The organism is Streptomyces sp. E-08 (assembly GCF_049913095.1).
Lineage (GTDB): Bacteria > Actinomycetota > Actinomycetes > Streptomycetales > Streptomycetaceae > Streptomyces.
The window spans coordinates 2,088,673-2,111,493 of sequence record NZ_CP183971.1 but is presented as its reverse complement, the minus strand read 5'-3'; the positions used below and the strand labels follow the sequence as shown (position 1 = coordinate 2,111,493).

Annotated in this window: 25 protein-coding genes; 16 read left to right on the top strand and 9 right to left on the bottom strand. The window is 73.3% G+C overall.

What is annotated here, in order from left to right; all coding sequences use genetic code 11:
• Window positions 1–23: 23 nt before the first annotated feature.
• From ACN9MM_RS09675 to ACN9MM_RS09665, 3 genes are all read left to right on the top strand, one after another.
• The gene (locus ACN9MM_RS09675; protein WP_426363235.1) at window positions 24–1,622 is read left to right on the top strand and encodes an ABC-F family ATP-binding cassette domain-containing protein; all 1,599 of its coding nucleotides are present in this window, start codon (window positions 24–26) and stop codon (window positions 1,620–1,622) included.
• A gap of 365 nt (window positions 1,623–1,987) precedes the next feature.
• Window positions 1,988–2,209, top strand: coding sequence for a helix-turn-helix domain-containing protein (locus ACN9MM_RS09670; protein ID WP_006123601.1), 222 nt, complete (start codon window positions 1,988–1,990; stop codon window positions 2,207–2,209).
• A 133-nt stretch (window positions 2,210–2,342) separates the two neighbouring features.
• Window positions 2,343–3,143 (top strand): enoyl-CoA hydratase/isomerase family protein, encoded by an 801-nt coding sequence (locus tag ACN9MM_RS09665; RefSeq protein WP_426363234.1) that lies wholly within the window; start codon window positions 2,343–2,345, stop codon window positions 3,141–3,143.
• A 13-nt stretch (window positions 3,144–3,156) separates the two neighbouring features.
• Here the strand turns inward: ACN9MM_RS09665 and ACN9MM_RS09660 are convergent, their stop codons facing one another.
• Window positions 3,157–3,846, bottom strand: a complete 690-nt coding sequence (locus tag ACN9MM_RS09660) for a hypothetical protein (RefSeq protein WP_426363233.1) — start codon at window positions 3,844–3,846, stop codon at window positions 3,157–3,159.
• Window positions 3,847–3,939: 93 nt separating this feature from the next.
• Between ACN9MM_RS09660 and ACN9MM_RS09655 the strand changes: the two genes are divergently transcribed.
• Genes ACN9MM_RS09655 through amaP form a run of 5 tightly spaced genes read left to right on the top strand, consistent with a single transcriptional unit; the run spans window position 3,940 to window position 6,261 of the window.
• Entirely contained in the window at window positions 3,940–4,416 is a 477-nt protein-coding gene (locus ACN9MM_RS09655; protein ID WP_426363232.1) for an Asp23/Gls24 family envelope stress response protein, read from the top strand.
• Between the two features lie 42 nt (window positions 4,417–4,458).
• On the top strand, window positions 4,459–4,650 hold the full coding sequence (locus ACN9MM_RS09650; protein WP_426363231.1) for a hypothetical protein: 192 nt from the start codon (window positions 4,459–4,461) through the stop codon (window positions 4,648–4,650).
• 6 nt (window positions 4,651–4,656) lie between these two features.
• Window positions 4,657–5,025 (top strand): hypothetical protein, encoded by a 369-nt coding sequence (locus ACN9MM_RS09645; protein ID WP_426363230.1) that lies wholly within the window; start codon window positions 4,657–4,659, stop codon window positions 5,023–5,025.
• Window positions 5,022–5,651 carry a DUF6286 domain-containing protein gene (locus ACN9MM_RS09640; protein WP_426363229.1) on the top strand — a complete coding sequence of 210 codons (630 nt, stop codon included), beginning with the start codon at window positions 5,022–5,024 and terminating at the stop codon, window positions 5,649–5,651. Before ACN9MM_RS09645 ends, ACN9MM_RS09640 begins: the two co-directional genes overlap by 4 nt.
• A gap of 22 nt (window positions 5,652–5,673) precedes the next feature.
• Window positions 5,674–6,261 (top strand): alkaline shock response membrane anchor protein AmaP, encoded by a 588-nt coding sequence (gene amaP, locus ACN9MM_RS09635; RefSeq protein WP_426363228.1) that lies wholly within the window; start codon window positions 5,674–5,676, stop codon window positions 6,259–6,261.
• A 54-nt stretch (window positions 6,262–6,315) separates the two neighbouring features.
• On the opposite strand, the gene ACN9MM_RS09630 is transcribed toward amaP, so the two are convergent.
• From ACN9MM_RS09630 to ACN9MM_RS09605, 6 genes are all read right to left on the bottom strand, one after another.
• Complete coding sequence (locus ACN9MM_RS09630) at window positions 6,316–7,071, bottom strand: SDR family oxidoreductase (protein ID WP_426363227.1); 756 nt, start codon at window positions 7,069–7,071, stop codon at window positions 6,316–6,318.
• Between the two features lie 4 nt (window positions 7,072–7,075).
• The gene (locus ACN9MM_RS09625; protein ID WP_426363226.1) at window positions 7,076–8,860 is read right to left on the bottom strand and encodes a glycoside hydrolase family 15 protein; all 1,785 of its coding nucleotides are present in this window, start codon (window positions 8,858–8,860) and stop codon (window positions 7,076–7,078) included.
• 34 nt (window positions 8,861–8,894) lie between these two features.
• A complete protein-coding gene (locus tag ACN9MM_RS09620) occupies window positions 8,895–9,710 on the bottom strand; it encodes an SURF1 family protein (protein ID WP_426363225.1) in 816 nt (271 codons plus the stop codon).
• 81 nt (window positions 9,711–9,791) lie between these two features.
• Complete coding sequence (locus ACN9MM_RS09615) at window positions 9,792–10,025, bottom strand: hypothetical protein (RefSeq protein ID WP_382869156.1); 234 nt, start codon at window positions 10,023–10,025, stop codon at window positions 9,792–9,794.
• A 63-nt stretch (window positions 10,026–10,088) separates the two neighbouring features.
• Entirely contained in the window at window positions 10,089–11,063 is a 975-nt protein-coding gene (locus ACN9MM_RS09610) for a DEDDh family exonuclease (RefSeq protein WP_426363224.1), read from the bottom strand.
• Entirely contained in the window at window positions 11,060–11,746 is a 687-nt protein-coding gene (locus tag ACN9MM_RS09605) for a TetR/AcrR family transcriptional regulator (protein WP_426363223.1), read from the bottom strand. The genes ACN9MM_RS09610 and ACN9MM_RS09605 overlap by 4 nt, the downstream gene beginning before the upstream one ends.
• A gap of 96 nt (window positions 11,747–11,842) precedes the next feature.
• Between ACN9MM_RS09605 and ACN9MM_RS09600 the strand changes: the two genes are divergently transcribed.
• From ACN9MM_RS09600 to ACN9MM_RS09565, 8 genes are all read left to right on the top strand, one after another.
• Window positions 11,843–12,640 (top strand): acetoacetate decarboxylase family protein, encoded by a 798-nt coding sequence (locus ACN9MM_RS09600; protein WP_426363222.1) that lies wholly within the window; start codon window positions 11,843–11,845, stop codon window positions 12,638–12,640.
• Window positions 12,640–13,524: an SDR family NAD(P)-dependent oxidoreductase gene (locus ACN9MM_RS09595; protein WP_382869148.1), complete on the top strand. Its 885-nt coding sequence runs from the start codon at window positions 12,640–12,642 to the stop codon at window positions 13,522–13,524. The genes ACN9MM_RS09600 and ACN9MM_RS09595 overlap by 1 nt, the downstream gene beginning before the upstream one ends.
• 11 nt (window positions 13,525–13,535) lie before the next feature.
• Window positions 13,536–14,819 (top strand): amidohydrolase family protein, encoded by a 1,284-nt coding sequence (locus ACN9MM_RS09590; protein ID WP_426363221.1) that lies wholly within the window; start codon window positions 13,536–13,538, stop codon window positions 14,817–14,819.
• Window positions 14,816–16,042: an amidohydrolase family protein gene (locus tag ACN9MM_RS09585; protein WP_426363220.1), complete on the top strand. Its 1,227-nt coding sequence runs from the start codon at window positions 14,816–14,818 to the stop codon at window positions 16,040–16,042. Before ACN9MM_RS09590 ends, ACN9MM_RS09585 begins: the two co-directional genes overlap by 4 nt.
• Window positions 16,043–16,066: 24 nt before the next feature.
• Window positions 16,067–16,780 (top strand): VIT1/CCC1 transporter family protein, encoded by a 714-nt coding sequence (locus ACN9MM_RS09580; RefSeq protein WP_426363219.1) that lies wholly within the window; start codon window positions 16,067–16,069, stop codon window positions 16,778–16,780.
• 121 nt (window positions 16,781–16,901) lie between these two features.
• On the top strand, window positions 16,902–17,786 hold the full coding sequence (locus tag ACN9MM_RS09575; protein ID WP_426363218.1) for a sterol desaturase family protein: 885 nt from the start codon (window positions 16,902–16,904) through the stop codon (window positions 17,784–17,786).
• Window positions 17,783–18,415 (top strand): lysoplasmalogenase, encoded by a 633-nt coding sequence (locus ACN9MM_RS09570; protein WP_426363217.1) that lies wholly within the window; start codon window positions 17,783–17,785, stop codon window positions 18,413–18,415. The genes ACN9MM_RS09575 and ACN9MM_RS09570 overlap by 4 nt, the downstream gene beginning before the upstream one ends.
• 18 nt (window positions 18,416–18,433) lie before the next feature.
• Complete coding sequence (locus tag ACN9MM_RS09565) at window positions 18,434–19,477, top strand: zinc-dependent alcohol dehydrogenase family protein (protein WP_383695253.1); 1,044 nt, start codon at window positions 18,434–18,436, stop codon at window positions 19,475–19,477.
• 162 nt (window positions 19,478–19,639) lie between these two features.
• Here the strand turns inward: ACN9MM_RS09565 and ACN9MM_RS09560 are convergent, their stop codons facing one another.
• Window positions 19,640–20,938 carry a CoA transferase gene (locus ACN9MM_RS09560; protein WP_426363216.1) on the bottom strand — a complete coding sequence of 433 codons (1,299 nt, stop codon included), beginning with the start codon at window positions 20,936–20,938 and terminating at the stop codon, window positions 19,640–19,642.
• 81 nt (window positions 20,939–21,019) lie between these two features.
• Window positions 21,020–22,555, bottom strand: coding sequence for a S8 family peptidase (locus ACN9MM_RS09555; RefSeq protein WP_426363215.1), 1,536 nt, complete (start codon window positions 22,553–22,555; stop codon window positions 21,020–21,022).
• Window positions 22,556–22,821: the final 266 nt, after the last annotated feature.

Here is a 22,821-nt window from a genome sequence, read left to right as displayed (position 1 = left end):
TCCCACCGCCCTGGAGTCTGTCCGTGATCACCGCTTCCGGCATCGAGCTGCGCGCCGGCGCCCGAGTCCTCATCGAATCCGCTTCCTTCCGCGTCGCCAAGGGCGACCGCATCGGCCTCGTGGGCCGCAACGGAGCGGGCAAGACCACCCTCACCAAGTGCCTCGCCGGCGAGGGCCAGCCCGCCGCCGGTGCCATCGCCCGCTCCGGCGAGGTCGGCTACCTCCCGCAGGACCCGCGCACCGGCGACCTCGACGTCCTGGCCCGCGACCGCATCCTGTCCGCCCGCGGCCTCGACACCCTCCTCAAGAAGATGCGGATGAACGAGGAGCGCATCGCCACCGGCTCCGGCGCCACCCGCGACAAGGCCATGCGGCAGTACGAGCGCCAGGAGACCGAGTTCCTGACCAAGGGCGGGTACGCGGCCGAGGCCGAGGCCTCCACCATCGCCGCCGCCCTCGGCCTGCCCGACCGGGTCATGGGCCAGCCGCTGCACACCCTCTCCGGTGGTCAGCGCCGCCGCGTCGAGCTCGCCCGGATCCTCTTCTCGGACGCCGACACCCTGCTCCTCGACGAGCCCACGAACCACCTCGACGCCGACTCGATCGTCTGGCTGCGCGACTACCTGAAGACCTACCGCGGTGGCTTCATCGTCATCTCCCACGACGTCGACCTCGTCGAGACCGTGGTGAACAAGGTCTTCTACCTGGACGCCAACCGCTCCACGATCGACGTCTACAACATGGGCTGGAAGCTCTACCAGCAGCAGCGCGAGGCCGACGAGAAGCGCCGCAAGCGCGAGCGCCAGAACGCCGAGAAGAAGGCCGCCGCGCTCAACTCGCAGGCCGACAAGATGCGCGCCAAGGCCACCAAGACCGTCGCCGCGCAGAACATGGCCAAGCGCGCCGAGCGCCTGCTCTCCGGCCTGGAGGCCGTCCGCGCCTCCGACAAGGTCGCCAAGCTCCGCTTCCCGGACCCGGCGCCCTGCGGCAAGACCCCGCTGACCGCCGAGGGCCTCTCCAAGTCCTACGGCTCCCTGGAGATCTTCACCGACGTCGACCTGGCCATCGACAAGGGCTCGCGCGTCGTCATCCTCGGCCTCAACGGCGCGGGCAAGACGACCCTGCTGCGCCTCCTCGGCGGCGTCGAGCAGCCCGACACCGGCGAGGTCACCCCGGGCCACGGCCTGAAGCTCGGCTACTACGCGCAGGAGCACGAGACGCTCGACCCCGAGCGGACCGTCCTGGAGAACATGCGCTCGGCGGCGCCCGACCTCGACCTCGTCGACGTGCGCAAGACGCTCGGCTCCTTCCTCTTCTCCGGCGACGACGTCGACAAGCCGGCGGGCGTGCTCTCCGGCGGCGAGAAGACCCGGCTCGCGCTCGCGACCCTCGTCGTCTCCTCGGCGAACGTGCTCCTCCTCGACGAGCCGACGAACAACCTGGACCCGGCCAGCCGCGAGGAGATCCTCGGCGCGCTGCGCACGTACAAGGGCGCCGTCGTCCTCGTCACCCACGACGAGGGCGCCGTCGAGGCGCTCGACCCGGAGCGGATCATCCTGCTCCCGGACGGCGTCGAGGACCTGTGGGGCGCGGACTACGCGGACCTGGTGGCCCTCGCCTGACCCCCGGGGCCGTGCCCGGGGGCTCTGTGGGCCCCCGGGTGATCATCCCGGGCTGGATCATTCGGCTCATGGGTGATCCTTCATCTGAGTGAGGATCTCTCGTACATCCCGGCGCGGTGCTCTGCCGAATCCTTCCGGCAGACCCGCGCCGGACGTGTGTTCCCCCTGCCGCGCTGACCTGGCACTTCCCGTACCGCACGGTCCGGAGAGGCGTTTTCCCTCGTGCGGAATATCGTCTTCCGTTCGTGATGACGGCGTACTCGTCCACAAACCCGGCGGCACGGACCTTGTCGAATGGGTGGCCAGGACGCACGTAAGGGGTGATCATGAGAAGTCCAGAGCGCACTTCCCATGAGGAGGCACGGGTGGCCGAGACTCTGAAGAAGGGCAGCCGGGTGACCGGCGCCGCGCGCGACAAGCTCGCGGCAGACCTGAAGAAGAAGTACGACTCCGGTGCGAGCATCCGGGCGCTGGCCGAGGAAACCGGCCGCTCCTACGGATTCGTCCACCGGATGCTGAGCGAGTCCGGAGTCACGCTGCGTGGACGCGGCGGAGCGACACGGGGCAAGAAGGCGGCCTCGGCCTGACATCGGGGCGGCTCGACCGGTCCACCGGGACCTCCCGGTGGGCACCCGGTCGGCCCTGCGGTCGGCCGGGTGGTTACTGTGCAGTCACTTAGCATGTCGCATGCAGTGCTGCACCGGAACCGGAGGCGCCCCCATGACTACGCTCGACGACTCTGAGCTCGTATTCGACAAGGACGGTGTACGGCTCACCGTCGAGGACGCCGTTGCCACGGTGACCCTGACCAACCCGGCGAAGCGCAACGCCCAGTCTCCCGCTCTGTGGCGGGCGTTGACGGAAGCCGGCCGGTCGTTGCCCGGCAGCGTGCGGGTCGTCGTTCTGCGCGGCGAGGGCAAGTCCTTCTCCGCCGGACTCGACCGGCAGGCGTTCACGCCCGAGGGCTTCGACGGCGAGCCGTCCTTCCTCGATCTCGCGCGCGGTTCCGACGCGGACCTCGACGCGGTCATCGCCGAGTACCAGGAGGCGTTCACCTGGTGGCGCCGTAGCGATCTCGTGTCGATCGCGGCCGTCCAGGGCCATGCCATCGGCGCGGGCTTCCAGCTCGCCCTCGCCTGCGACCTGCGGGTCGTCGCCGAGGACGTGCAGTTCGCCATGCGCGAGACCAGCCTGGGCCTCGTCCCGGACCTGACCGGGACGCACCCGCTCGTCTCACTGGTGGGCTATGCCCGCGCGCTGGAGATCTGCGCCACCGGCCGCTTCGTGCACGCGGAGGAGGCCGAGCGCATCGGTCTCGCCAACCTGTCCGTGCCCGCCGAGGAGCTCGACGCGGCGGTACGGGACCTCAGCGCCGCGCTCGTCGCGGCGCCCCGCGACGCGGTCACCGAGACCAAGGCGCTGCTCCAGGGCGTCTCGGGCCGCTCCTACGAGGAGCAGCGCGCCGCCGAGCGCGCCGCCCAGGCCCGCCGCCTGCGCGACCTGGCGGGCCTCGGAGACTGACGCACGCGCGCGTTCAGCGCAGTTCCGACACCAGTACCGTGACCGCGGTCGCCCCTCCGGCGGCCGCGGTCGCGGCGCTCCGGGCGGCGCGGGCCACGTCCAGCGGGCGCCGCCCGGCCGTCACGGCCAGCTCGACCCGCACCTGGTCCGGGCCCCGGTGCACCGGTGGTCCCCAGGTGTCGGTCACGCCGGCCACGCCCTCGACCCGGAGGACCGCCAGGGCCACCGGGTCGTCCGTCGCCGGAGCCGGGCGCCCCGGCGGGGGAGCGGCCGGCCCCGTCTCCGGCGGCTCCGCGTCGAGCAGCTCCGTCACCCGCAGGTCCGCGGCCGTCACGCGCAGCCCGACGCCGTCGCGCGCCGCCCCGAGCAGGGCCGCCCGCAGCTCCTCGGCGAGGTCCGGCAGCGGTCGGCCGGCCACCGCCCCGAAGTCCGCGGTGATCCGCAGCGGTCCCGGCCCCAGCCCGCCCGGCGGCACGGGAAGGGGCCCGGCCGGTACCGCCCCGTCGTCCCCGGCGAGCGGGTCGGGCCCGATCCGGAGTGCGCCCGGGACCACTCCCCGTACCGCCGCGGCGGCCGGGCCGAGGACGCCCCGCGCCGCGCGCTCGGTGATCCACGCGCCGTCCCCGGCCTCCCCGAGCGGCAGCAGCCTGCCCGGCGCCAGGCGGTCTCGTACCGCCGCTGTCCAACCCTCAGCCGTCGTCATTCCCCCAGCCTGCCGTATCCCCGGGGCGTATCGGGGCAAATGACCTTAGTGTGGGCGAAGAGCCCTGAAATATCCCAGAAGGGTCTGAATCTGATGACGGACACCACTCACTCCGGGGGCCCCGCGGCGGAGGAACCGCGCCGCACCTCGGTGACCAAGCGGGGCGGCGGCGCACCGGCCTCCCGGGGCCGGACGACGATCGCCGACGGCGTCGTCGAGAAGATCGCCGGTCTCGCCGCGCGCGACGTCGTCGGCGTCCACGCCATGGGCAGCGGCCTCTCCCGCACGTTCGGTGCCGTCCGCGACCGGGTCCCCGGCGGGGGCGGCGGCAAGGCGAACGTCACCCGAGGCGTCAAGGCCGAGGTCGGCGAGGTGCAGACCGCGCTCGACCTGGAGATCGTCGTCGACTACGGCGTCTCCATCGCCGACGTCGCCGGCGACGTCCGGGAGAACGTCATCGCCGCCGTGGAGCGGATGACCGGCCTCGAGGTCGTCGAGGTCAACATCGCGGTCAGTGACGTGAAGCTGCCCGACGAAGAGGACGAGGAGTCGGAGCCCCGGCTCCAGTAGTCGTCGGAACCCCGGCGACAGGGGCCAGGAAAGGGGCTCGGTATGAGTATGGCGGCGGTCGGCCTGTTGGCCGGCATGGCACTCGGATTCGCCGGATACTTCGGTGGCTTCGGGGCGTTTCTGCTGGTCGCGGCCCTCGGGGCGATCGGCTTCGTGGCCGGTCGGTTCCTCGACGGAGACCTGGAGGTCGGAGACCTCTTCCGGGGCCGCGATCGCGGCGACCGGCGGCGGTGACGCGGGGTGGTGACGGATCTGGCAGACGGCCCGGCACGGGACGGGACACGGGACCGGGGGGCGACCACCATCGCCGACCGGGTCGTCGCGAAGGTCGCCGCCCAGGCGGCCAGGGAGGCCCTCGACGCGGTCCCCGAAGGGGGATCGAAGCCCCACGCCTCGGTCGTCGTCCACCGGGACGTCGCCCGCGTGTCGGTGAGCCTCGACCTCGACTACCCCTCCGACGTCGGCCGCCAGTGCGGCGCCGTCCGGAGCCGGGTACGCACCCGTGTGGAGCAGCTCGTCGGTCTGGAGGTCCACGAGGTGACCGTCCACGTCGAGCGCCTCCACTCCGCGCACACCCGCCACACCACTCCGAGGGGCAGCCTCGCATGAGCACCACGCCCCCCGAAGGCACCCCCGGGACGGGAGACCCCGCGCCCGTCCCCGCGGACCCGCCCGTGTCGCGCGTCCGCCGCTTCTGGGCCGTCCGCCGCATCCCCGCCGCCCTGCTCGCGGCCGTGGTCCTCGGCGGCGCGGGGCTGCTCCTCTACGACGTCGCGGCCGTGCGGGCCGACCGCCCCGCGATGTCCTGGCGGCGCGAGCTCGCCGACGCCCTCGCGACCCGGCCGCTCGACGACACGGTGATCGTCCTCGGCGCTGCCGTCGCCGTCGTCCTCGGCGTCTGGCTCCTCGTCCTGGCCTCCACCCCGGGGCTGCGGGACGTCCTTCCGATGCGCCGCGAGCACACCGACGTGAGGGCGGGACTCGACCGCGACGCCGCCGCCTTCACCCTGAGGGACCGCGTCATGGAGGTCTCCGGGGTGCAGTCCGTCCGGGTGCGCGTCGGCCGCGCCAAGGTCGCCGTCCGGGCGGTGTCCCACTTCCGGGCCCTCGACGAGGTCCGCGCCGACGTGGAGACCGTGCTCGCCGACGGCGTCGACGAGCTCGGCCTCGCCCACCCGCCCGCGCTGACGGTACGGGTGGCCCGGCCGTCCCGGAAGGAAGGGAAGGCCACGTGAACCACCGGAGAGGGAACAGCCCGTGACCGTCGTCCTCCGGCGCGTCAACCGCGTCCTGCTCGGGCTCGCCGGGCTGATCCTCGTGGTCGGCGGAGGCGCCGTCCTCGCGGCCGCCACCGACCTCGCCGTACCGTCCTGGTGGCCCTGGTCGGGCCCCTCCGACGTCCTGCTCACCACCGCCCAGCGGCAGCGCTGGCGGGACGAGGGCTGGTGGTGGCCGGTGGTCATCGCCGTCCTCGGGCTCGTCGTCCTGCTCGCCCTGTGGTGGCTGCTCGTCCAGTTCCGGCGGGCCCGGCTCGCCGAGGTCCTCGTCGACACCGGCGACGGCGAGGAGGCGGTGCTGCGCGGCCGGGCCCTGGAGAGCGTCCTGGAGGCGGACGCCGCCGCGCAGGACGGCGTGGCCCGGGCCAAGGTCGCCCTCACGGGCCGCCGCGGCGCCCCCCGGACCCGGATCGCGCTCCTCCTGGAGCCGCACGCCTCCCCGGGCGACACCCTGACCGCCCTCAGCGGCGAGGCCCTCGCCCACGCCCGGACGTCGGCGGGGCTGCCCGCCCTGCCGACCGAGGCGCGGCTGCGTGCGGTGAAGCACCGCGCCCGCCGCGTCGCCTGAGCGCCGCCGGGTCGTCCGCGCGCCGTCGATCCGCCGCGCCGCGGCCGCCCGGGGTCAGAACCCGGAGCGCGCCCCGCCGTCCACCGGCAGCATCAGGCCCGTCAGGTAGGAGGCGGCCGGCGAGAGCAGGAAGGCGGCCGTGCGCCCGAACTCCTCCGGGGTGCCGTAGCGGCGCAGCGGGATCGTCAGCTCGTTCGCCGCGCGGGACGCGTCCGCGTCGCCGGAGAGCGCGTCCAGGGAGCGGACCCGGTCGGTGTCGATCCGGCTCGGCAGCAGGCCGACGACCCGGATCCCGCGCGGGCCCAGGTCGTTGGCGAGCGACTTGGCGAAGCCGGCGAGACCCGGGCGCAGCCCGTTGGAGATGGTCAGGCCCGGGATCGGCTCGTGGACGGAACCGGACAGGACGAAGCCGATGACCCCGCCCTCGCCGAGCGTGTCGGAGGCCGCGCGGGCCAGCCGTACCGCCCCCAGGAAGACCGTGTCGAAGGCGGCCGCCCACTCCTCGTCGGTGTTGTCCGCCGCGAAGCCGGGCGCCGGGCCGCCGACGCTGATGAGGATGCCGTCGAAGCCGCCGAACCGGGCCCGCGCCTCGGCGATCAGCCGGGCCGGGGTGCCCGGGTCGGTGTTGTCGGCGGCGATCCCCGCCGCGCCGTCGCCCAGCTCGGCCACCGCGTCGGCGACCGTCTTCTCCTCGCGCCCGGTGACGAGCACCTTCGCGCCCTCCGCGAGCAGCGCCTCGGCCGAGGCGCGGCCGAGCCCCCGCGTCGCACCGGTCACCACGTACACACGGTCCTTCAGTCCCAGATCCATGGGCCTATCCTGCCGCCTCCCCGGGGTCGAGCGCGATGGCGGTCCCCACGAGTCCGATGTGGCTGAACGCCTGTGGGAAGTTCCCCAGCTGACGTCCCGCCACCGGGTCGTACTCCTCCGCCAGGAGCCCCACGTCGTTGGTGAGGGCGACGAGCCGCTCGAACAGCTCGCGGGCCTCCTCGGCGCGCCCGGTCAGCCGCAGCGCGTCCGCCAGCCAGAACGAGCACACCAGGAAGGTCCCCTCCTGTCCCGGCAGCCCGTCCACGGCCGTGGAGTCGGGGCTGTAGCGGCGCAGGAAGCCGCCGTGCATCAGCTCGTCCCGTACGGCGTCCACGGTCCCCACCACCCGGGGGTCGTCCGGCGGCAGGAAGCCGACCTGCGGGATGAGGAGGGTGGCGGCGTCCAGCTCGGGCGAGCCGTACGCCTGGGTGAAGGTGTTCCGCACGGGGTCGTACGCCCGCGCGCAGACCTGGGCGTGGATCTCGTCCCGCATCGCCCGCCAGCGCGCCGCGTCCCCCGGCAGCGAGGGGTCGGCCTCCAGCGTGCGGACCGCGCGGTCGGCGGCGGCCCAGGCCATCACCTTCGAGTGGGTGAAGTGGCGGCGCGGCCCGCGGACCTCCCACAGGCCCTCGTCGGGCTCCCGCCAGGTGGACTCCAGGAAGCCGAGCAGGCTCAACTGGAGGTTCCAGGCGTGCCGCTCCGAGGGGATCCCGGCCTCACGCGCGCGGTGGAGGGAGTCCATGACCTCGCCGTACACGTCGAGCTGGAACTGGTCCACCGCGGCGTTCCCGGTCCGGACCGGCGCCGAGTCGGCGTAGCCGCGCAGCCAGGGCAGGCTCGTCTCCGGCAGCCGGCGCTCCCCGGCCGGTCCGTACATGATCTGCAGGTCGGCGGGGTCGCCGGCGACCGAGCGCAGCAGCCAGTCCCGCCAGGCGGCGGCCTCCTCGTCGTATCCGGCGGCGAGCAGCGCGCCGAGGGTGAGGGAGGAGTCGCGCAGCCAGCAGGCGCGGTAGTCCCAGTTCCGCACGCCGCCGACCTCCTCCGGCAGGGAGGTGGTGGGGGCGGCCATGATCCCGCCGGTGGGGGCGTACGTGAGCGCCTTGAGGGTGATCAGGGAGCGCAGCACCGTCGCCCGGTAGGGGCCCCGGTAGGTGCAGCGGGCCGACCACTCGCGCCAGTCCGCGAGGCACACCTCCAGGGCCTCGAAGGGATCGACGAGGTCGGGGCGCGGCTCGTGCGAGGGGTGCCAGGTCAGGACGAAGGCCACCTTCTCGCCGGGGGTGACGGTGAACGCGGACCGGGTGGAGAACTGATGGCCCCAGGTCTTCACGTGCGGCTCGCTGCGCAGCCAGACCGAGTCGGGACCGGCGATCGCGACCCGGTGGCCGTCGGCCTTGCGCACCCAGGGCACGATCGAGCCGTAGTCGAAGCGGAGCCGCAGCACGGAGCTCATCTCGACACTGCCGCTGATCCCCTCCACGATCCGCATCAGGTCGGGGGCCTTGTCCCGCTGCGGCATGAAGTCGATGACCTTGACCGTGCCGGTACGGGTCTCCCAGTAGGTCTCCAGGACGAGGGAGTCCTCGGCGTAGCGGCGGGTGGCGCAGGTCGTGGCGCCCTCGGGCGCGATTCTCCAGTGGCCGTTGTCCTCGTCGCCGAGGATGGCGGCGAAGCAGGCGGCGGAGTCGAAGCGGGGCAGACACAGCCAGTCGACCGATCCGTCGCGGCCGACGAGCGCGGCGGTCTGGAGATCGCCGATGAGGGCGTAGTCGTCGATACGTTGCGTCACGCTCTGGGCTGTTCCCGGAAGCGGCGACGGTCAATCAGAGGGACGGGCCCGCCTGGGCGCCCGCCGGTTCGGGTTCCGGCGATCCGGGGACGTCGGAGGCGATGCCCGCCTCCCGGTCGTGCTTCTCCCGGCGGACCAGGATCACCCACCCGACGGGTACGCCCGCCACGAAGAGCCACCACTGCACGGCGTACGCCATGTGGGGGCCGATCGAGTCGTGGTCCGGCTCGGCGATCATCTCGGGGGTGCCGCCGGCCGGCTCGGGCGCGGTCAGCTCCAGGTAGCCGCCGAGCACCTCGCGGCCGATGAGCTCGGCCTGCTGGCGGCTGCTGATGAGCATGACCTGGCGGTCCGGCAGGCCCCTGAGGTCCTTGATGCCGCTGGCGCCGGTCGTCTCGTCCGCCTTGAGGCGGCCGCTGACGGTGACCTCGCCCTTGGGAGCGGGCGGCACCACCGGATAGGAGTGCTGGTCGGCGGCGGCCGGGACCCAGCCGCGGTTGACCAGGACGACCTTTCCGTCGCGGAGCACCAGCGGGGTCAGGACGTGCACGCCCACCCGGTCGTCGGAGGAGGTGCGGCGGCGGACGACCACCTCGTGGGCGGTGTCGAAGGTACCGGTCGCGGTGACGGGCCGCCAGTAGTCGGCGCGCGGGACGGTGTGCCCGGGGGAGGTGAGCCGCTCGACCGGGACCGGCTCCGCCTTGAGGTTGTCCGCGATCAGGGTGTTCTGGGCGACCCGGTGTTCGTGCCGGTGGAACTGCCAGAAGCCCAGCTCGATCATCGTGGGGATGAGGGCGAGGGCGACGAGGGTGAGGATCACCCACTGCCGGGACAACAGGAAGCGGTACACCCCATGACCGTACCTTTCGGGCCGCGGGGTGCACGCACGGGGGGTTCGGGTGGCTCGTGGCACCCGCCCGGGATCGTTTCCTCAGACCCTGTCGACGATGCCCACCCTTCCCTCCGCGCGGGCGCAGTGGCCCCCGCAGTACCAGCTGCCCTCGACCTCGACGCCCTGTCCGATGATCTGGACCCGGCAGTGCTCGCAGATGGGCGCCATGCGGTGGATGGCGCAGGCGAAGCAGTCGAAGACGTGCACCGCGCCCTGCGCGTGCACCTCGAAGGACATGCCGTAATCGTTTCCGCAGACCTCACAACGTGCCATGCGCCACAGGGTGGAGCGCCCGGCGGGCGCGCGCAGCTCGGCACGCCCGCAGGGCCGGGGGTGTCACCCGTCTGCCGGGCTCACGTCCCGCAGCAGCTGGGTGTAGGCGGCCTCGTCGACGACCGGGGTGCCGAAGGAGCGGGCCTTGAGCGTCTTGGAGGTGGCGGAGTCCGGGTCGTTGGTGACGAGCAGGCTGGTCAGCCGGGAGACGCTGCCGGCGACGTGCAGGCCGGCCTCGACGGTGCGGTCCTCCAGGAGCTCGCGGTCGACGGAGGTGTCGCCGGAGAAGGCCACCCGCATGCCCTGCTTGAGTGGTTTGTCCCACTCGTACCGACCGGGGTTGGGGTACGGGCACGGCGGGCGCTTCCGCGAGGGCCGCCAGCTGCCCGCCCGGTAGGAGGACTGCGCGCCGATCCGCGGCTGCGTGGGCGCCGAGGCCCACTCCGTCAGCGGCCGGCACTCCAGGAGCGGCAGCCGTACGTTCCTCTCGGCCGCCGCGTGCAGGCTCGGCCGGAACGCCTCGGCGAGCACCCGGGCGTCGTCGAGCGCGTTGTGCGCGCGCTGCTGCACGACGCCGAAGTGCGCGGCGAGCGACTCCAGCTTGTGGTTGGGCAGCGGCAGCGACAGCTCCTTCGCCAGCGCGATCGTGCACAGCCGCTGGCGCACGGGCGCCGCGGACTCCGCGCGCGCGTACTCCCGGGCGATCATCTGCCAGTCGAACATCGCGTTGTGCGCGACGAGCACCCGGCCGTCGAGCCGCGCCGCGAACTCCGCGGCGATCTCCGGGAAGAGCGGCGCGCCCTCCAGGACGTCGCTGGTCAGCCCGTGGATCCAGACCGGACCGGGGTCGCGCTCGGGATTGACGAGCGTGTACCAGTGGTCCTCGACGTTCCCCTGGGCGTCCAGCCGGTAGACGGCAGCCGACACTATCCGGTCGTCCCGTGCGAGTCCGGTGGTCTCCACGTCGACGACCGCGTACCCCTGCGGGTAGGCGGCCGGCCACATCGCTGCTGTCGTACGGTCGTCAAGCACGGTCACTGAGAATACGGCCCGCGACCGACAGCCCCGCCCTCGGTGTTCTTAATGTCTGCTATGTCCCTTGAGGTGCTCGCGAGCAGACCGTCCACCAGGGCCCGAACGGAGTCGGTGAAGAGCCGCTCGGTGTCGATCGGCGCCGCGAGCGCGCGCGCGAGGGGTCCGTCGGCCTCGGCCTCCTCGCCGCGCCACAGCTCCTCCTCGGCCGGGGACTGGGCGGGGGCCCGCTCCCGGTTGCGCTCCACCAGGACGTAGCCCACCACCTGGAACTGCACCGCGCGGACCGCCCGCGCGGCCCGCGCGCCCCGCAGCCCCGCCGCGTGCGCCTCGTGGACCAGGGCGCGCTGGGCCGGCAGGAACATGCGCTCCGTCAGCCCCCGTTCGTGCACCATCGCCACCAGGTGCGGGCGCTCGCGCAGCGCGCGCCGCAGCGCGCGGGCCACCGACACGATCCGCTCGGCCGGGGTCGCGCCCCGGGGGCGGATCGTGCCCAGGTCGGCGACCGTGCGGGCGACGAGGGCGTCGAGGAGCGACTCGCGGTTGCCGACGTGCCAGTAGATGGAGGTGACCGCGGTGCCGAGCTCGGCGGCGAGCCGGCGCATCGTGAGCGCGTCCGGGCCGTGCTCCCTCACCAGGGCGGCCGCGGTGTCCAGGACCTCGTCGCGGGTCAGTGCGGAGCGTGCCATCGGTTCCCCCAACTCCTCTGCGTGCAGACCTCTTTACCCTTCGGCGGCGGCGGTGTAACTGTGTTACAGGCCGACGATCCCGAAGGGTGGTACGTCATGGCACGAGTACGGTACGGGGCACGCAGCGACGCGGAGGCGGCGGCGGCCCGCGAGCGGTCCGCCAAGCTCCCCGACATCTGGTCCACCGGTGTGGTCGCCGTCTGGGAGACCGACCCGGACGTCGTGGCGGCGGTCCTGCCGCCCCCGCTGAAGCCCACCGCGCGCCCCCTCGTGCGCGCCAACATCAGCAAGGTCGACCTGCCCGGCTATCCGCTCGGCGCCGGCTCGGTGGCCGTGGCCGCCGCCCACGGCGGCCGCGAGGGCTGGTACCCGCTGGTCATGCCGATGACCCACGAGCGGGCCCTGATCGGCGGGCGCGAGGTCTTCGGCGAGCCGAAGAAGCTCGGCGAGGTCACGGTCGAGCGCGAGGGGCTCGTCGTGCGCGCCGCCCTCGCCCGGCACGGCATCGCCTTCGTGGAGGTGCGCGGCGCGGTCTCCGGGCCGCTGCCGCTGCCGGAGGCCGTCGAGAAGACCGACTTCTACTTCAAGTTCCTCCCGGGCGTCGAGGGCACCGGCTTCGACGCCGACCCCGTCCTCGTCCACTGCGTCCGCAACGAGAAGGTGCGGAAGCTGGAGCGGATCACCGGTGACGTGGTCCTGCGCGAGTCCATGTACGACCCGGTCGCCGACCTCCCCGTGCGCCGGCTCGTCGAGATCACGATCGGCGAGAAGACCACCGACCAGAAGGGCACGGTCGCCGAGCGCGTCTCCGCCCGGGACCTGCTGCCCTTCGTCCACCAGCGGTACGACGACCCGCTCCAGATCCTCGACGGACCCCCGGAAGGAAGTGCCTGATGGAGCTGCGCGAGGGGCAGGTCGCCGTCGTCACGGGCGCCGCGAGCGGCATCGGGCTCGCGATGGCCCGCCGGTTCGCCGCCGAGGGCCTCGCCGTCGTCCTGGGCGACGTCGAGCGGGCCGCCCTGGACGAGGCCGCCGACGAGCTGACGGCGAGCGGGGCGCGGGTCCTCGCCCGTACGGTCGACGTCTCCGACCCCGACGGGGTGAGGGCGTTCGCGGACGCCGCCTACGACGCCTTCGGCGCCGTCCACGTCCTCTGCAACAACGCGGGCGTCGGCTCCGGAGCCGAGGGCCGCATGTGGGAGCACGAGCCCAACGACTGGAAGTGGGCCTTCTCCGTCAACGTCTGGGGCGTCTTCCACGGCATCCAGGCCTTCGTCCCCCGCATGCTCGCGGGCGGCGAACCCGGCCACGTCGTGAACACCTCCTCCGGCGACGGCGGCATCGCCCCGCTGCCCACCGCCTCCGTGTACGCGGTCACCAAGGCCGCCGTCGTCACCATGACCGAGTCCCTCTACGCGCACCTGAAGGCCGAGCACGCGCGCGTGGGCGCCTCCGTCCTCTTCCCGGGCCCGCACATGCTCCGCACCGGCCTGTGGGAGTCGCACCGCAACCGGCCCGAGCGGTACGCCAAGCAGAGGCCGCGCAGGACCCCGTACCGCAGCCTCGACCAGTACGAGGCCGCGATGAAGGAGGCCGGCCACGAGGTGACCTTCACGCCGGTGGAGGACGTCGCCGAGCACGTCGTCGACGGCATCCGCGCCGACCGCTTCTGGATGCTGCCGGCGAGCGAGCACAGCGACCGTCAGATCACGGCCCGCTCGCGGTCCATGCTCGACCGCGCCAACCCGTCGTACCTGGAGAGCTTCATCCTCGACTGAGGGGCTTGACCATGAGCTATGAGGACCCGTATCTGATCATCTCCTCCGACTGCCACGCCGGGCTTCCCACCGAGGAGTACCGGCCCTATCTCGACCCCCGCTTCCACCGGGACTTCGACGACTTCCTCGCCGGGCGCGAGGCCCGCCGGGAGGCCATGACCCGGCTCGGTGTGCGCAACGAGGCCTTCGCGAACAAGTGGTTCAGCGACAACGAGGAAGGCCTGCGCGGCGGCTGGGACCCCGCGCAGCGCATCAAGGAGCTCGACGGCGACGGGGTGGCCGGCGAGGTCGTCTTCCCCGACGCGGACGCCGTCGACAGCCAGACCGCCGCGCCCTTCGGCGTCGGCCTCGGGCTCTCCGGCGACCAGGACCCGGAGCTCGGCATGGCGGGCGCGCGGGCGCACAACCGCTGGCTCGCCGAGTTCGTCTCCGCGAACCCGCACCGGCACCGCGGGGTCGCCCTCCTCCCCGTCACCGCCGACGTCCGCGAGGTCGTCGCCGAGATCCACCGGGCCAAGGAGTCCGGGCTCGGCGCGCTCATGATCCCCTCCATGTGGGTGGACAAGGCCCCGTACCACGACCGGCGCTACGACCCGGTGTGGGCGGCGGCCGCCGAGACCGGGATGCCGGTCGTCACCCACTCCGGGGCGGCACCGCGCGAGGAGTACGGCGACCACCTCGGGATCTACGTCTCCGAGGTCACCTGGTGGCCGGCCAGGCCGCTGTGGTTCCTGCTCTGGTCGGGCGTCTTCGAGCGCCACCCCGGCCTGCGGTTCGGGGTCGCCGAGTCCGGCTGCTGGTGGCTGCCGAACCTGCTCTGGTTCATGGACCGCCTCTACCTGGGCGCGCACGGCGGAAAGAAGCTGTCCCCGTTCGCCGAGCTGAAGCGACCGCCGAGCGAGTACCTGGACCGGCAGGTCTTCGTCTGCGCCACCAACACCAAGCGGCGCGAGCTCGCGCAGCGGTACGAGATCGGCGTCGACAACATCCTGTGGGGCTCGGACTTCCCGCACCCGGAGGGCACCTGGCCCGACACGCGCGCGTGGCTGCGGAAGACCTTCCACGACATCCCGGTCGGGGAGACCCGGCGGATGCTGGGCCTCGCCGCCGCCGAGGTCTTCGGATTCGACGTCCCGGCCCTGGACCCGATCGCCCGCCGGATCGGCCCCACCCCCGCCGACCTCGGCCAGCCCGCCGACCAGGCCGCCGTCGAGGCCTCCTGGGCCCGCTCGCGCGAGGTCGGCCGGCACTGGCTCACCGACCACGAGTTCCCGGTCCTGGGGGTGAACCCGTGACCGACCGCTACACCGTCGTCTCCGCCGACTGCCACGCCGGCGCCGACCTCCTCGACTACAAGCCGTACCTGGAGAAGAAGCACCACGACGACTTCGACGCCTGGGCGGCGACCTACGTCAACCCGTACGAGGACCTCCTCGCCGACACCGCCGACCGCAACTGGAACTCGCAGCGCCGGCTGCGCGAACTGGAGGCGGACGGCATCGTCGCCGAGGTCGTCTTCCCCAACACCATCCCGCCGTTCTTCCCCAAGGCCTCCCTGATGGCCCAGCCGCCCACCCGCGCCGAGTACGAGCAGCGCTGGGCCGGGCTCCAGGCGCACAACCGCTGGCTCGCCGACTTCTGCGCGGACGCCCCGGGACGCAGGGCGGGCGTGGCACAGATCCTCCTCAACGACGTGGACGCGGCGGTCGCGGAGATCCGCCGCGCCCGCGAGGCCGGACTGACCGGCGGCATCCTGCTGCCCGGTGTCCCGCCGGGCTCGCCCGTCCCCGAGCTGTACTCCGGGGCGTACGACCCGATCTGGGCCGTCTGCGCCGAGCTCGACGTCCCCGTCAACCACCACGGCGGCTCCGCGTCGCCGCCGCTCGGCGACGAACCGGCCGCCCGGGCGGTGTTCATGGTGGAGACCACCTGGTTCTCCCACCGGGCCCTGTGGCACCTGGTCTTCGGCGGCGCCTTCCGGCGCCACCCCGGGCTCAAGCTGGTCCTGACCGAGCAGGGCTCGGGCTGGATCCCGGGCGTGCTCGACATGCTGGAGTACTACCACCGGCGCCTGGTGTCGGCCGCGACGCGGGCCGCCACCGCCGAGTCCAAGTTCGGCGCCGGCCTCGCCGAGTCCATGGGCAAGGGCCCCAAGGAGGTCTGGCGGGCCAACTGCTTCGTCGGCGCGAGCTTCATGCGCCCCCACGAGGTCCCGCTGCGCGACCGGATCGGCCTCGACAAGATCATGTGGGGCAGCGACTACCCGCACGACGAGGGCACCACCCCGTACTCCCGCGAAGGCCTCCGCATCGCCTACGCGGGACTGCCCCGGGAGGAGGTCGCCGCCATGGCCGGCGGGAACGCCGCCCGCGTCTACGGCTTCGACCTCGCCCTCCTCGACCGCCTCGCCGCCGTCCACGGCCCGACGGTCGAGGAGATCGCCCAGCCGCTGAAGGAGGTCCCCGAGGGTGCCACCAGCCCGGCCTTCGCCCCGGGCGGGTCGGTCCGCGTGTGGTGACGCGGCGGGTGCGACCCTCCTGGGGTGACTGAAGCCCCCGCACACGACGAGGCCCACGGCGGTGGCCTCGGCGCCCGTCTCAACTGGCTCCGGGCCGCCGTGCTCGGAGCCAACGACGGCGTTGTCTCCACCGCCGGCCTCGTCGTCGGCGTCGCCGGCGCCACCGAGTCCCGGGCCGCCCTGCTCACGGCCGGCCTCTCGGGGCTGCTCGCCGGCTCGATGTCGATGGCGGCGGGGGAGTACGTCTCGGTCTCCAGCCAGCGCGACTCCGAGAAGGCCGCGCTGGCCCAGGAGAAGCGCGAACTGCGGGAGCGGCCCGAGGCCGAGCTCGCCGAACTGACCGGCCTGCTCGCCGCCCGCGGCCTCTCCCAGGAGGTGGCCCGCGAGGCCGCCGAACAGCTCACCGCCCGCGACGCGCTGCGCGCCCACGCGCGCGTGGAGCTGGGCATCGACCCCGACGCGCTCACCAACCCCTGGCACGCGGCCGGCGCCAGCTTCCTCGCCTTCACCGTCGGAGCCCTGCTCCCGCTGCTCGCGATCGTCCTCCCGCCCGCCTCCGCCCGCCTCTGGGTGACGGTCCTCTCCGTCCTCGCCGTCCTCGCCCTCACCGGCTGGTGGAGTGCCCGCCTCGGCAGTGCCCCCACGGCCCCGGCGATCCTCCGGAACGTCGCGGGCGGAGCCCTCGCGATGGCGATCACGTACGGTGCGGGATCCCTGCTCGGAGCGGTGGGCGTCTAGGGGGCGTGCGGCGTCCCGCCGGCCTTGTCGGAAGGTGCCAAAGCTTGCTGACAAGTCGTCTCACTTACTTGTAAGTAATCACGTCTAGTCGTGCCCGCCCGCCGCCTCTACCGTCATCGTCATGCCGCACCTGCCCGATGTCGTGCTCTGGTCCATACCGGCGTTCGTCCTGCTCACCGTCCTGGAGATGGTCAGCCACCGCATCCACCCCGACGAGGACGCCGCCGGGTACGAGACCAAGGACGCCGCCACCAGCATCGGCATGGGCCTGGGAAGCCTCTTCTTCGACGCGCTGTGGAAGATCCCCGTGGTCGCGATCTACACCGCCGTGTACGAGCTGACCCCGCTCCGCGTCCCCGTCCTCTGGTGGACGATCCCGCTCATGCTGCTCGCGCAGGACTTCCTCTACTACTGGCAGCACCGCGGACACCACGTCGTCCGCATCCTGTGGGCCTGCCACGTCGTCCACCACAGCAGCCGGAAGTTCAACCTCAGCACCGCCCTGCGCCAGCCGTGGACCGGCGTCACGGGCTGGCCGTTCTACCTGCCGATGATCGCCCTCGGCGTCCACCCGGCCGCCCTCGCCTTCTGCTACTCGGTCAACCTCGTCTACCAGTTCTGGATCCACACCGAACGCATCGACAGGCTGCCCCGCCCCTTCGAGTACCTCCTCAACACCCCCTCGCACCACCGCGTCCACCACGCCTCCCAGGGCGGCTACCTGGACCGGAACTTCGGCGGCATCCTCATCGTCTGGGACCGGATCTTCGGCTCCTGGACCGGCGAGACCGAGCGGCCCGTCTACGGACTGACCAAGAACATCGAGACCTACAACCCGCTGCGCGTCGCCACCCACGAGTACGCCGCCATCGCCCGCGACCTGCGCGCCGCGCACGGCTGGCGCGAACGGGCCGGACGGGTCTTCCGCGGCCCGGGCTGGCAGCCGGCGCCCCCGGCCACGACGGCCGGACCGGCCGCACCCGCCGCCCCGGAGGCCGCCGCGTGAAGACCTCCTCCCGCGCCCTGCTCGCCGCCTTCGCGCTCGCGGCCGCCGTCGACCTGGTCTCCCTGCTCGCCGGCGCCGAGCCGGGCCACCAGCTCGCCAAGCCGCTCCTGATGCCGCTGCTCGCCGCGTACGCCGTCACCCGCGGCGCACCGAAGCTCCTGACCGCCGCGCTCCTCCTCGGCTGGGGCGGCGACGTCCTCCTGCTCTCCGGCGCCGACTGGGCCTTCCTCGCCGGCATGGGCTCCTTCGCCGCCGGCCACGTCTGCTACCTGGTCCTCTTCGGCCGGAGGCGTACGTCCCCGGCGCTCGGCGCCCTGTACGCGGTCGCCCTCACCGGCACCGTCGTCCTCCTCTGGCCCGACCTCCCCGCCGAACTGCGGATCCCCGTCGCCGGATACTCCCTGCTGCTCACCGCGATGGCCTACCGCTCCAGCGCCCTCGGACCCCTGGCCGGCCTCGGCGGCGCGCTGTTCCTGCTGTCCGACACCCTCATCGCCACGGGCGTCGCCGAGTGGCCCCAGCTGCCGGCGCCCGACTTCTGGGTCATGCTGACCTACATCGCGGCGCAGTACCTGCTGACGGCGGGCACGCTCCACGCGATGTACGGTGAACGTCGTACAACCGTCTGACAGCAAGGACCGCCCCCCATGCGCGCCACCACCATCCACGCCCCGTTCGACATGCGCGTGGAGGACGTGCCCGACCCGGTGATCCAGGAGCCCACGGACGTCGTCCTGCGGGTCCTGCGCGCCTGCATCTGCGGCAGCGACCTCTGGGCCTACCGCGGCGAATCCGCCCGGCAGCCCGGCCAGCGCATCGGCCACGAGTTCATCGGCATCGTCGAGGCCGCCGGCTCCGACGTCACCGGCTTCGCCGCCGGCGACCTCGTCGTCGCCCCCTTCGTCTGGTCCGACGGCACCTGCGAGTACTGCGCCGAGGGCCTCCAGACCTCCTGCCCGCGCGGCGGCTTCTGGGGCTCCGTAGGCTCCGACGGCGGCCAGGGCGAGGCCGTCCGGGTCCCCTTCGCGGACGGCACCCTCGTCAGGCTGCCCGCCGAGGCGGCCGGCGACGACCGTCTGCTCACCGCGCTGCTCGCCCTCTCCGACGTCCTCGGCACCGGCCACCACGCCGCGCTCGGCGCGGGCGTCACGAAGGGCTCCACCGTCGCCGTCGTCGGTGACGGGGCCGTCGGCCTCTGCGGCGTCCTCGCCGCCAAGCGGCTCGGCGCCGAGCGGATCATCGCGCTGGGCCGGCACACCGCACGTACCGACATCGCCCGCGCCTTCGGCGCCACCGACGTCGTCGCCGAGCGCGGCGAGGCCGCCGAGGCCGCCGTCCGCGAGCTCACCGGCGGCCAGGGCGCCCACGGCGTCATCGAGGCCGTCGGCACCGAGCAGTCCATGCGCACGGCCGTCGCGATCGCCCGCGACGGCGGCTCCATCGGCTACGTCGGCGTCCCGCACGGCAGCGGCACCGGACTCGACCTCTCGGTCATGTTCGACCGCAACATCGCGCTGCGCGGCGGCGTCGCCCCCGTGCGCGCGTACATCCCGGAGCTCCTCCCGGACGTCCTGGCCGGCACGATCGACCCGTCCCCGGTCTTCGACCTGACGGTCGGCCTGGACGGCGTCCCGTCCGGCTACAAGGCGATGGACGACCGCACGGCCCTGAAGGTCCTGGTCAAGCCGTAACCCGACCGGCCCCCGTCCGCCCCGCGGGCAGGCGTCCCGCAGGGCGACGGGGGAGCCCCCGCACGGCCCCGGTGCCCATCACGCGGGCCGGGGCCCCGCCGGCCCGGTGCCGCAGGACCGGAACGGCTCACCCCGGCCGGGGCCCCGTGTCCCGCGAGGCTCTCAGGCCCCCGACCACTCCGGCGCGTCCGCGCCCGCGATCCCCGGCGCCCGGGTCCAGTCCGTCGGGCCGCCCTCGTACGACACCGGCGACAGGGCGTGCCGCAGGTGCCCCAGCGGGCCCTCCGACTCCGTGACGTACCGCTCCGGCGCGTACCGCGGCAGCGCGTGCGTCAGCCAGTGCCCCGTCTGGGCGAGGGCCAGGCGGACCAGCCGGCTGCCGCCCTCCGCGCGCTGCTCCGTCAGCGACCGCAGCACCGCCGCCGCCAGCAGATACCCCGTCCCGTGGTCCAGCGCCTGCGCCGGAAGCGCCCCGGGCTCCGCGGCCGAGCCCTCCGTCGCGGCGATCCCCGTCGCCACCTGCACCAGGGAGTCGAAGCCGCGCCGCCCGCCCCACGGCCCGTAGTCGCCCCAGGCGGAGAGCCGGGCGGTCACCAGACCCGGCCGCTCCAGGTCGAACCGGTCGAGCGCGCCCGGCCGGAATCCGGTGACGAGCACATCGGCGGAGTCGAGGAGCTCGTCGAAGGTGCGCCGGTCCGAGGGGCGGTCCAGGTCGAGCGCCGACGTCCGCTTGCCGACGCCCGTGTCCGCGTGCTGGTCCGGCAGTTCGGGGTTGCCCGGCGGATCGATCCGCAGCACGTCCGCGCCGAGCAGCGCGAGGGTCCGGGTCGCGACCGGCCCGGCGATCACCCGGGTCAGGTCCAGGACCCGCAGCGGGCCCGTACGGCCCCGGGCCGGGGCCTCGTCCAGCCGTTCCCGGGTGAGCAGCGGCCGCGCGGCCACCTCCCGGCCCTGCTCTCCCGCCGCCCACTCCTCGGGCGTGCGCAGCGCGACGGCCAGGCCCCCGGCCGCGTACACCGCCGTCTCGACCTCGACGGCCTTCCGCTCGCCGATCGCCGCCGCGACGGCCTCCACCGAGTCGGGGGCGCTCAGCGCGGCGAGCAACGCTGCTTTGTGGTGCGGGTAGTTGGCGTGCGTACGGACCCAGCCGTCGGCCGCCCGCCAGAACCGCGACAGGGGCGCGAAGTTCACCGGCGCCCGCCCGTCGACCCGCAGGTGACGCTCGCTCACGAAGGCGGTGGCGACGGCCCCGTCATCCACCCGTACCGGCCCCGGCAGACCCGCGTGCTCCACCGCGGCCAGCGAGCAGGCCGCGACCGCGCCGCGCGCCAGGTCCATCACCGGCAGCCGCGCGGGCAGCAGCCCGGAGACCCCGCCGAACTCCACGCGGTCGACGAGGGCGGGATCGCCGCCCAGCACCGACCACAGCAACTCCGTACTCGTCCGTACCGTGTTGTCCATGAGCGCAGTGTGGCACTCGGTGCCACGCGAAGGGCCCCGGTGTGGCGAACCACACCGGGGCCCTCACCGGACCGCGCGGACTTACCGGCGGACGGCGTCGAGCGCGTCGATCAGACCGGCCCCGTAGAAGCCGTTCTTGTTCTTGCCACCCTCGCAGACGGCGTCGATCTTGCCGTCGCCCTCGATGTCGTACGGGTTGGTGCAGGCGCGGTCGTCGGCCTGCGCGTACAGCAGCGCCTTCAGCGCCGCCGGGCTCGCGTGGGGGTGCGTCGACTTGATGAGCGCCAGGACACCCGCCGCGTGCGGCGAGGCCATCGACGTACCGGCCTTGTAGTTGTAGCCGCCGTCGACCGTGGTCGACAGGATGCGGCCGTTGACCGCCGGGGCGTCCGGCGTCTGGTACTCGGTGCGGTCACCGCCGGGGGCGGCGACGTCGATGACGCCGAGACCGTAGTTGGAGTAGGACGCCTTGAGGTCCTTGGCACCGGTCGCGGAGACCGTCACGACGCCCGGCAGCATGGCCGGGTAGTCGAAGCACTCCTTCGGGTCGATGACCCGGTCGCCCGGAGTGGTGTCGTTCGGGCTGCTGTTGTCGAGGATCGAGTCCGCCGCGAGGTCGAACTTCGAGTTGCCGGCCGCCGCGACGTTGACCGTGCCCCGGCGCTCCGCGTAGCGGGTCGCGCGGGTGACCGCCTCGATGAGGGCCTTCTGGTCCTCGTCGTTCTTGCAGGCGAACATCCACGGGTCGGTGTAGTAGCTGTTGTTCGTGATGTCGACGCCGTGCTCGGCCGCCCACACGAAGCCGCAGACGACGGCCTCGGTGTAGAAGAAGCCGTCCGGGGTCGACACCTTGATGCCCGCGAGCTTCACGCCCGGCGCGACACCGGTCACGCCGATGCCGTTCTTCGCGGCGCCGATGGTGCCCGCGACGTGCGTGCCGTGGTCGCTCTCGCCCGGGTTCGGACGCCACGAGCCGGCGGTCGTGTCCGGCTTGCCGGACACGCAGTTGGCGGACGCGGCGGCGTCGAAGTTCGGCGCCAGGTCCGGGTGGGTGTCGTCCACACCGGTGTCGATGATGCCGACGGTGACGCGCTTGCTGCCGAGCGTCTTCTGGTGGGCCTTGTCGGCCTTGATCGCCGGGAGGTCCCACTGCAGGGGCTCCAGCGGGTCCTGCTCGTCCGTCGCGCGGGCGGCGGCGGCCTTCGCCTCAGCGGCGGAAAGGGTCTGCGCGCCCTCGTCGACGGAGTCGTCGGACTGGACGGAGAGCGGGGCGGTCCGGGTCGAACCGGCCGACACCACGCCACGCGCCGTGCGGATCGTCTTCGCGAACTCGGGGTTCTGCGAGTGGACGACTATCACGCCTATCTGGTCGTACGAGATGACCACCTCGCCACCGGCGGCGGCGATCGCCTTCTTCACCGAGGCGGCGGTCCAGCGGCCCCCCTCGACGTTGACGACGTACGAGAGCTTCGGGCCGTTCGTGACCACGGTGGCCGGAGCGTCGCTCAGTTCCGCGGCGGAGGCGGCGCCGGGGGCGAGGAAGCCGAGCGAGGCCGTGAGCGCGAGACCAACCGGCAGAGCGAGAGCTCGGCCGCGCCTCGATCCCAGATGAGCCATGGGTTCTCCACATCATCCGTATGTACTGTCCACGCGCGGGTTTGCGCGCGGACAGGTGCATGACGAGTGAAGCTATCGCTGATCTTCCCGAACCTTCAATGAGTTGAGAAGACTTCATGAAGATATGTTCAAAGAAAACCCTCGGATGAACCGCGTCGCTTCCGGTTCCGTGCCGTTGGTCAGGGAAGGGGCTCCGCCGGCGCCCCGCCGACCGCACCCCGGTGAGGCTCCCTTGACCACGCCGTCCGCCCCCGCGTCACGAGGAG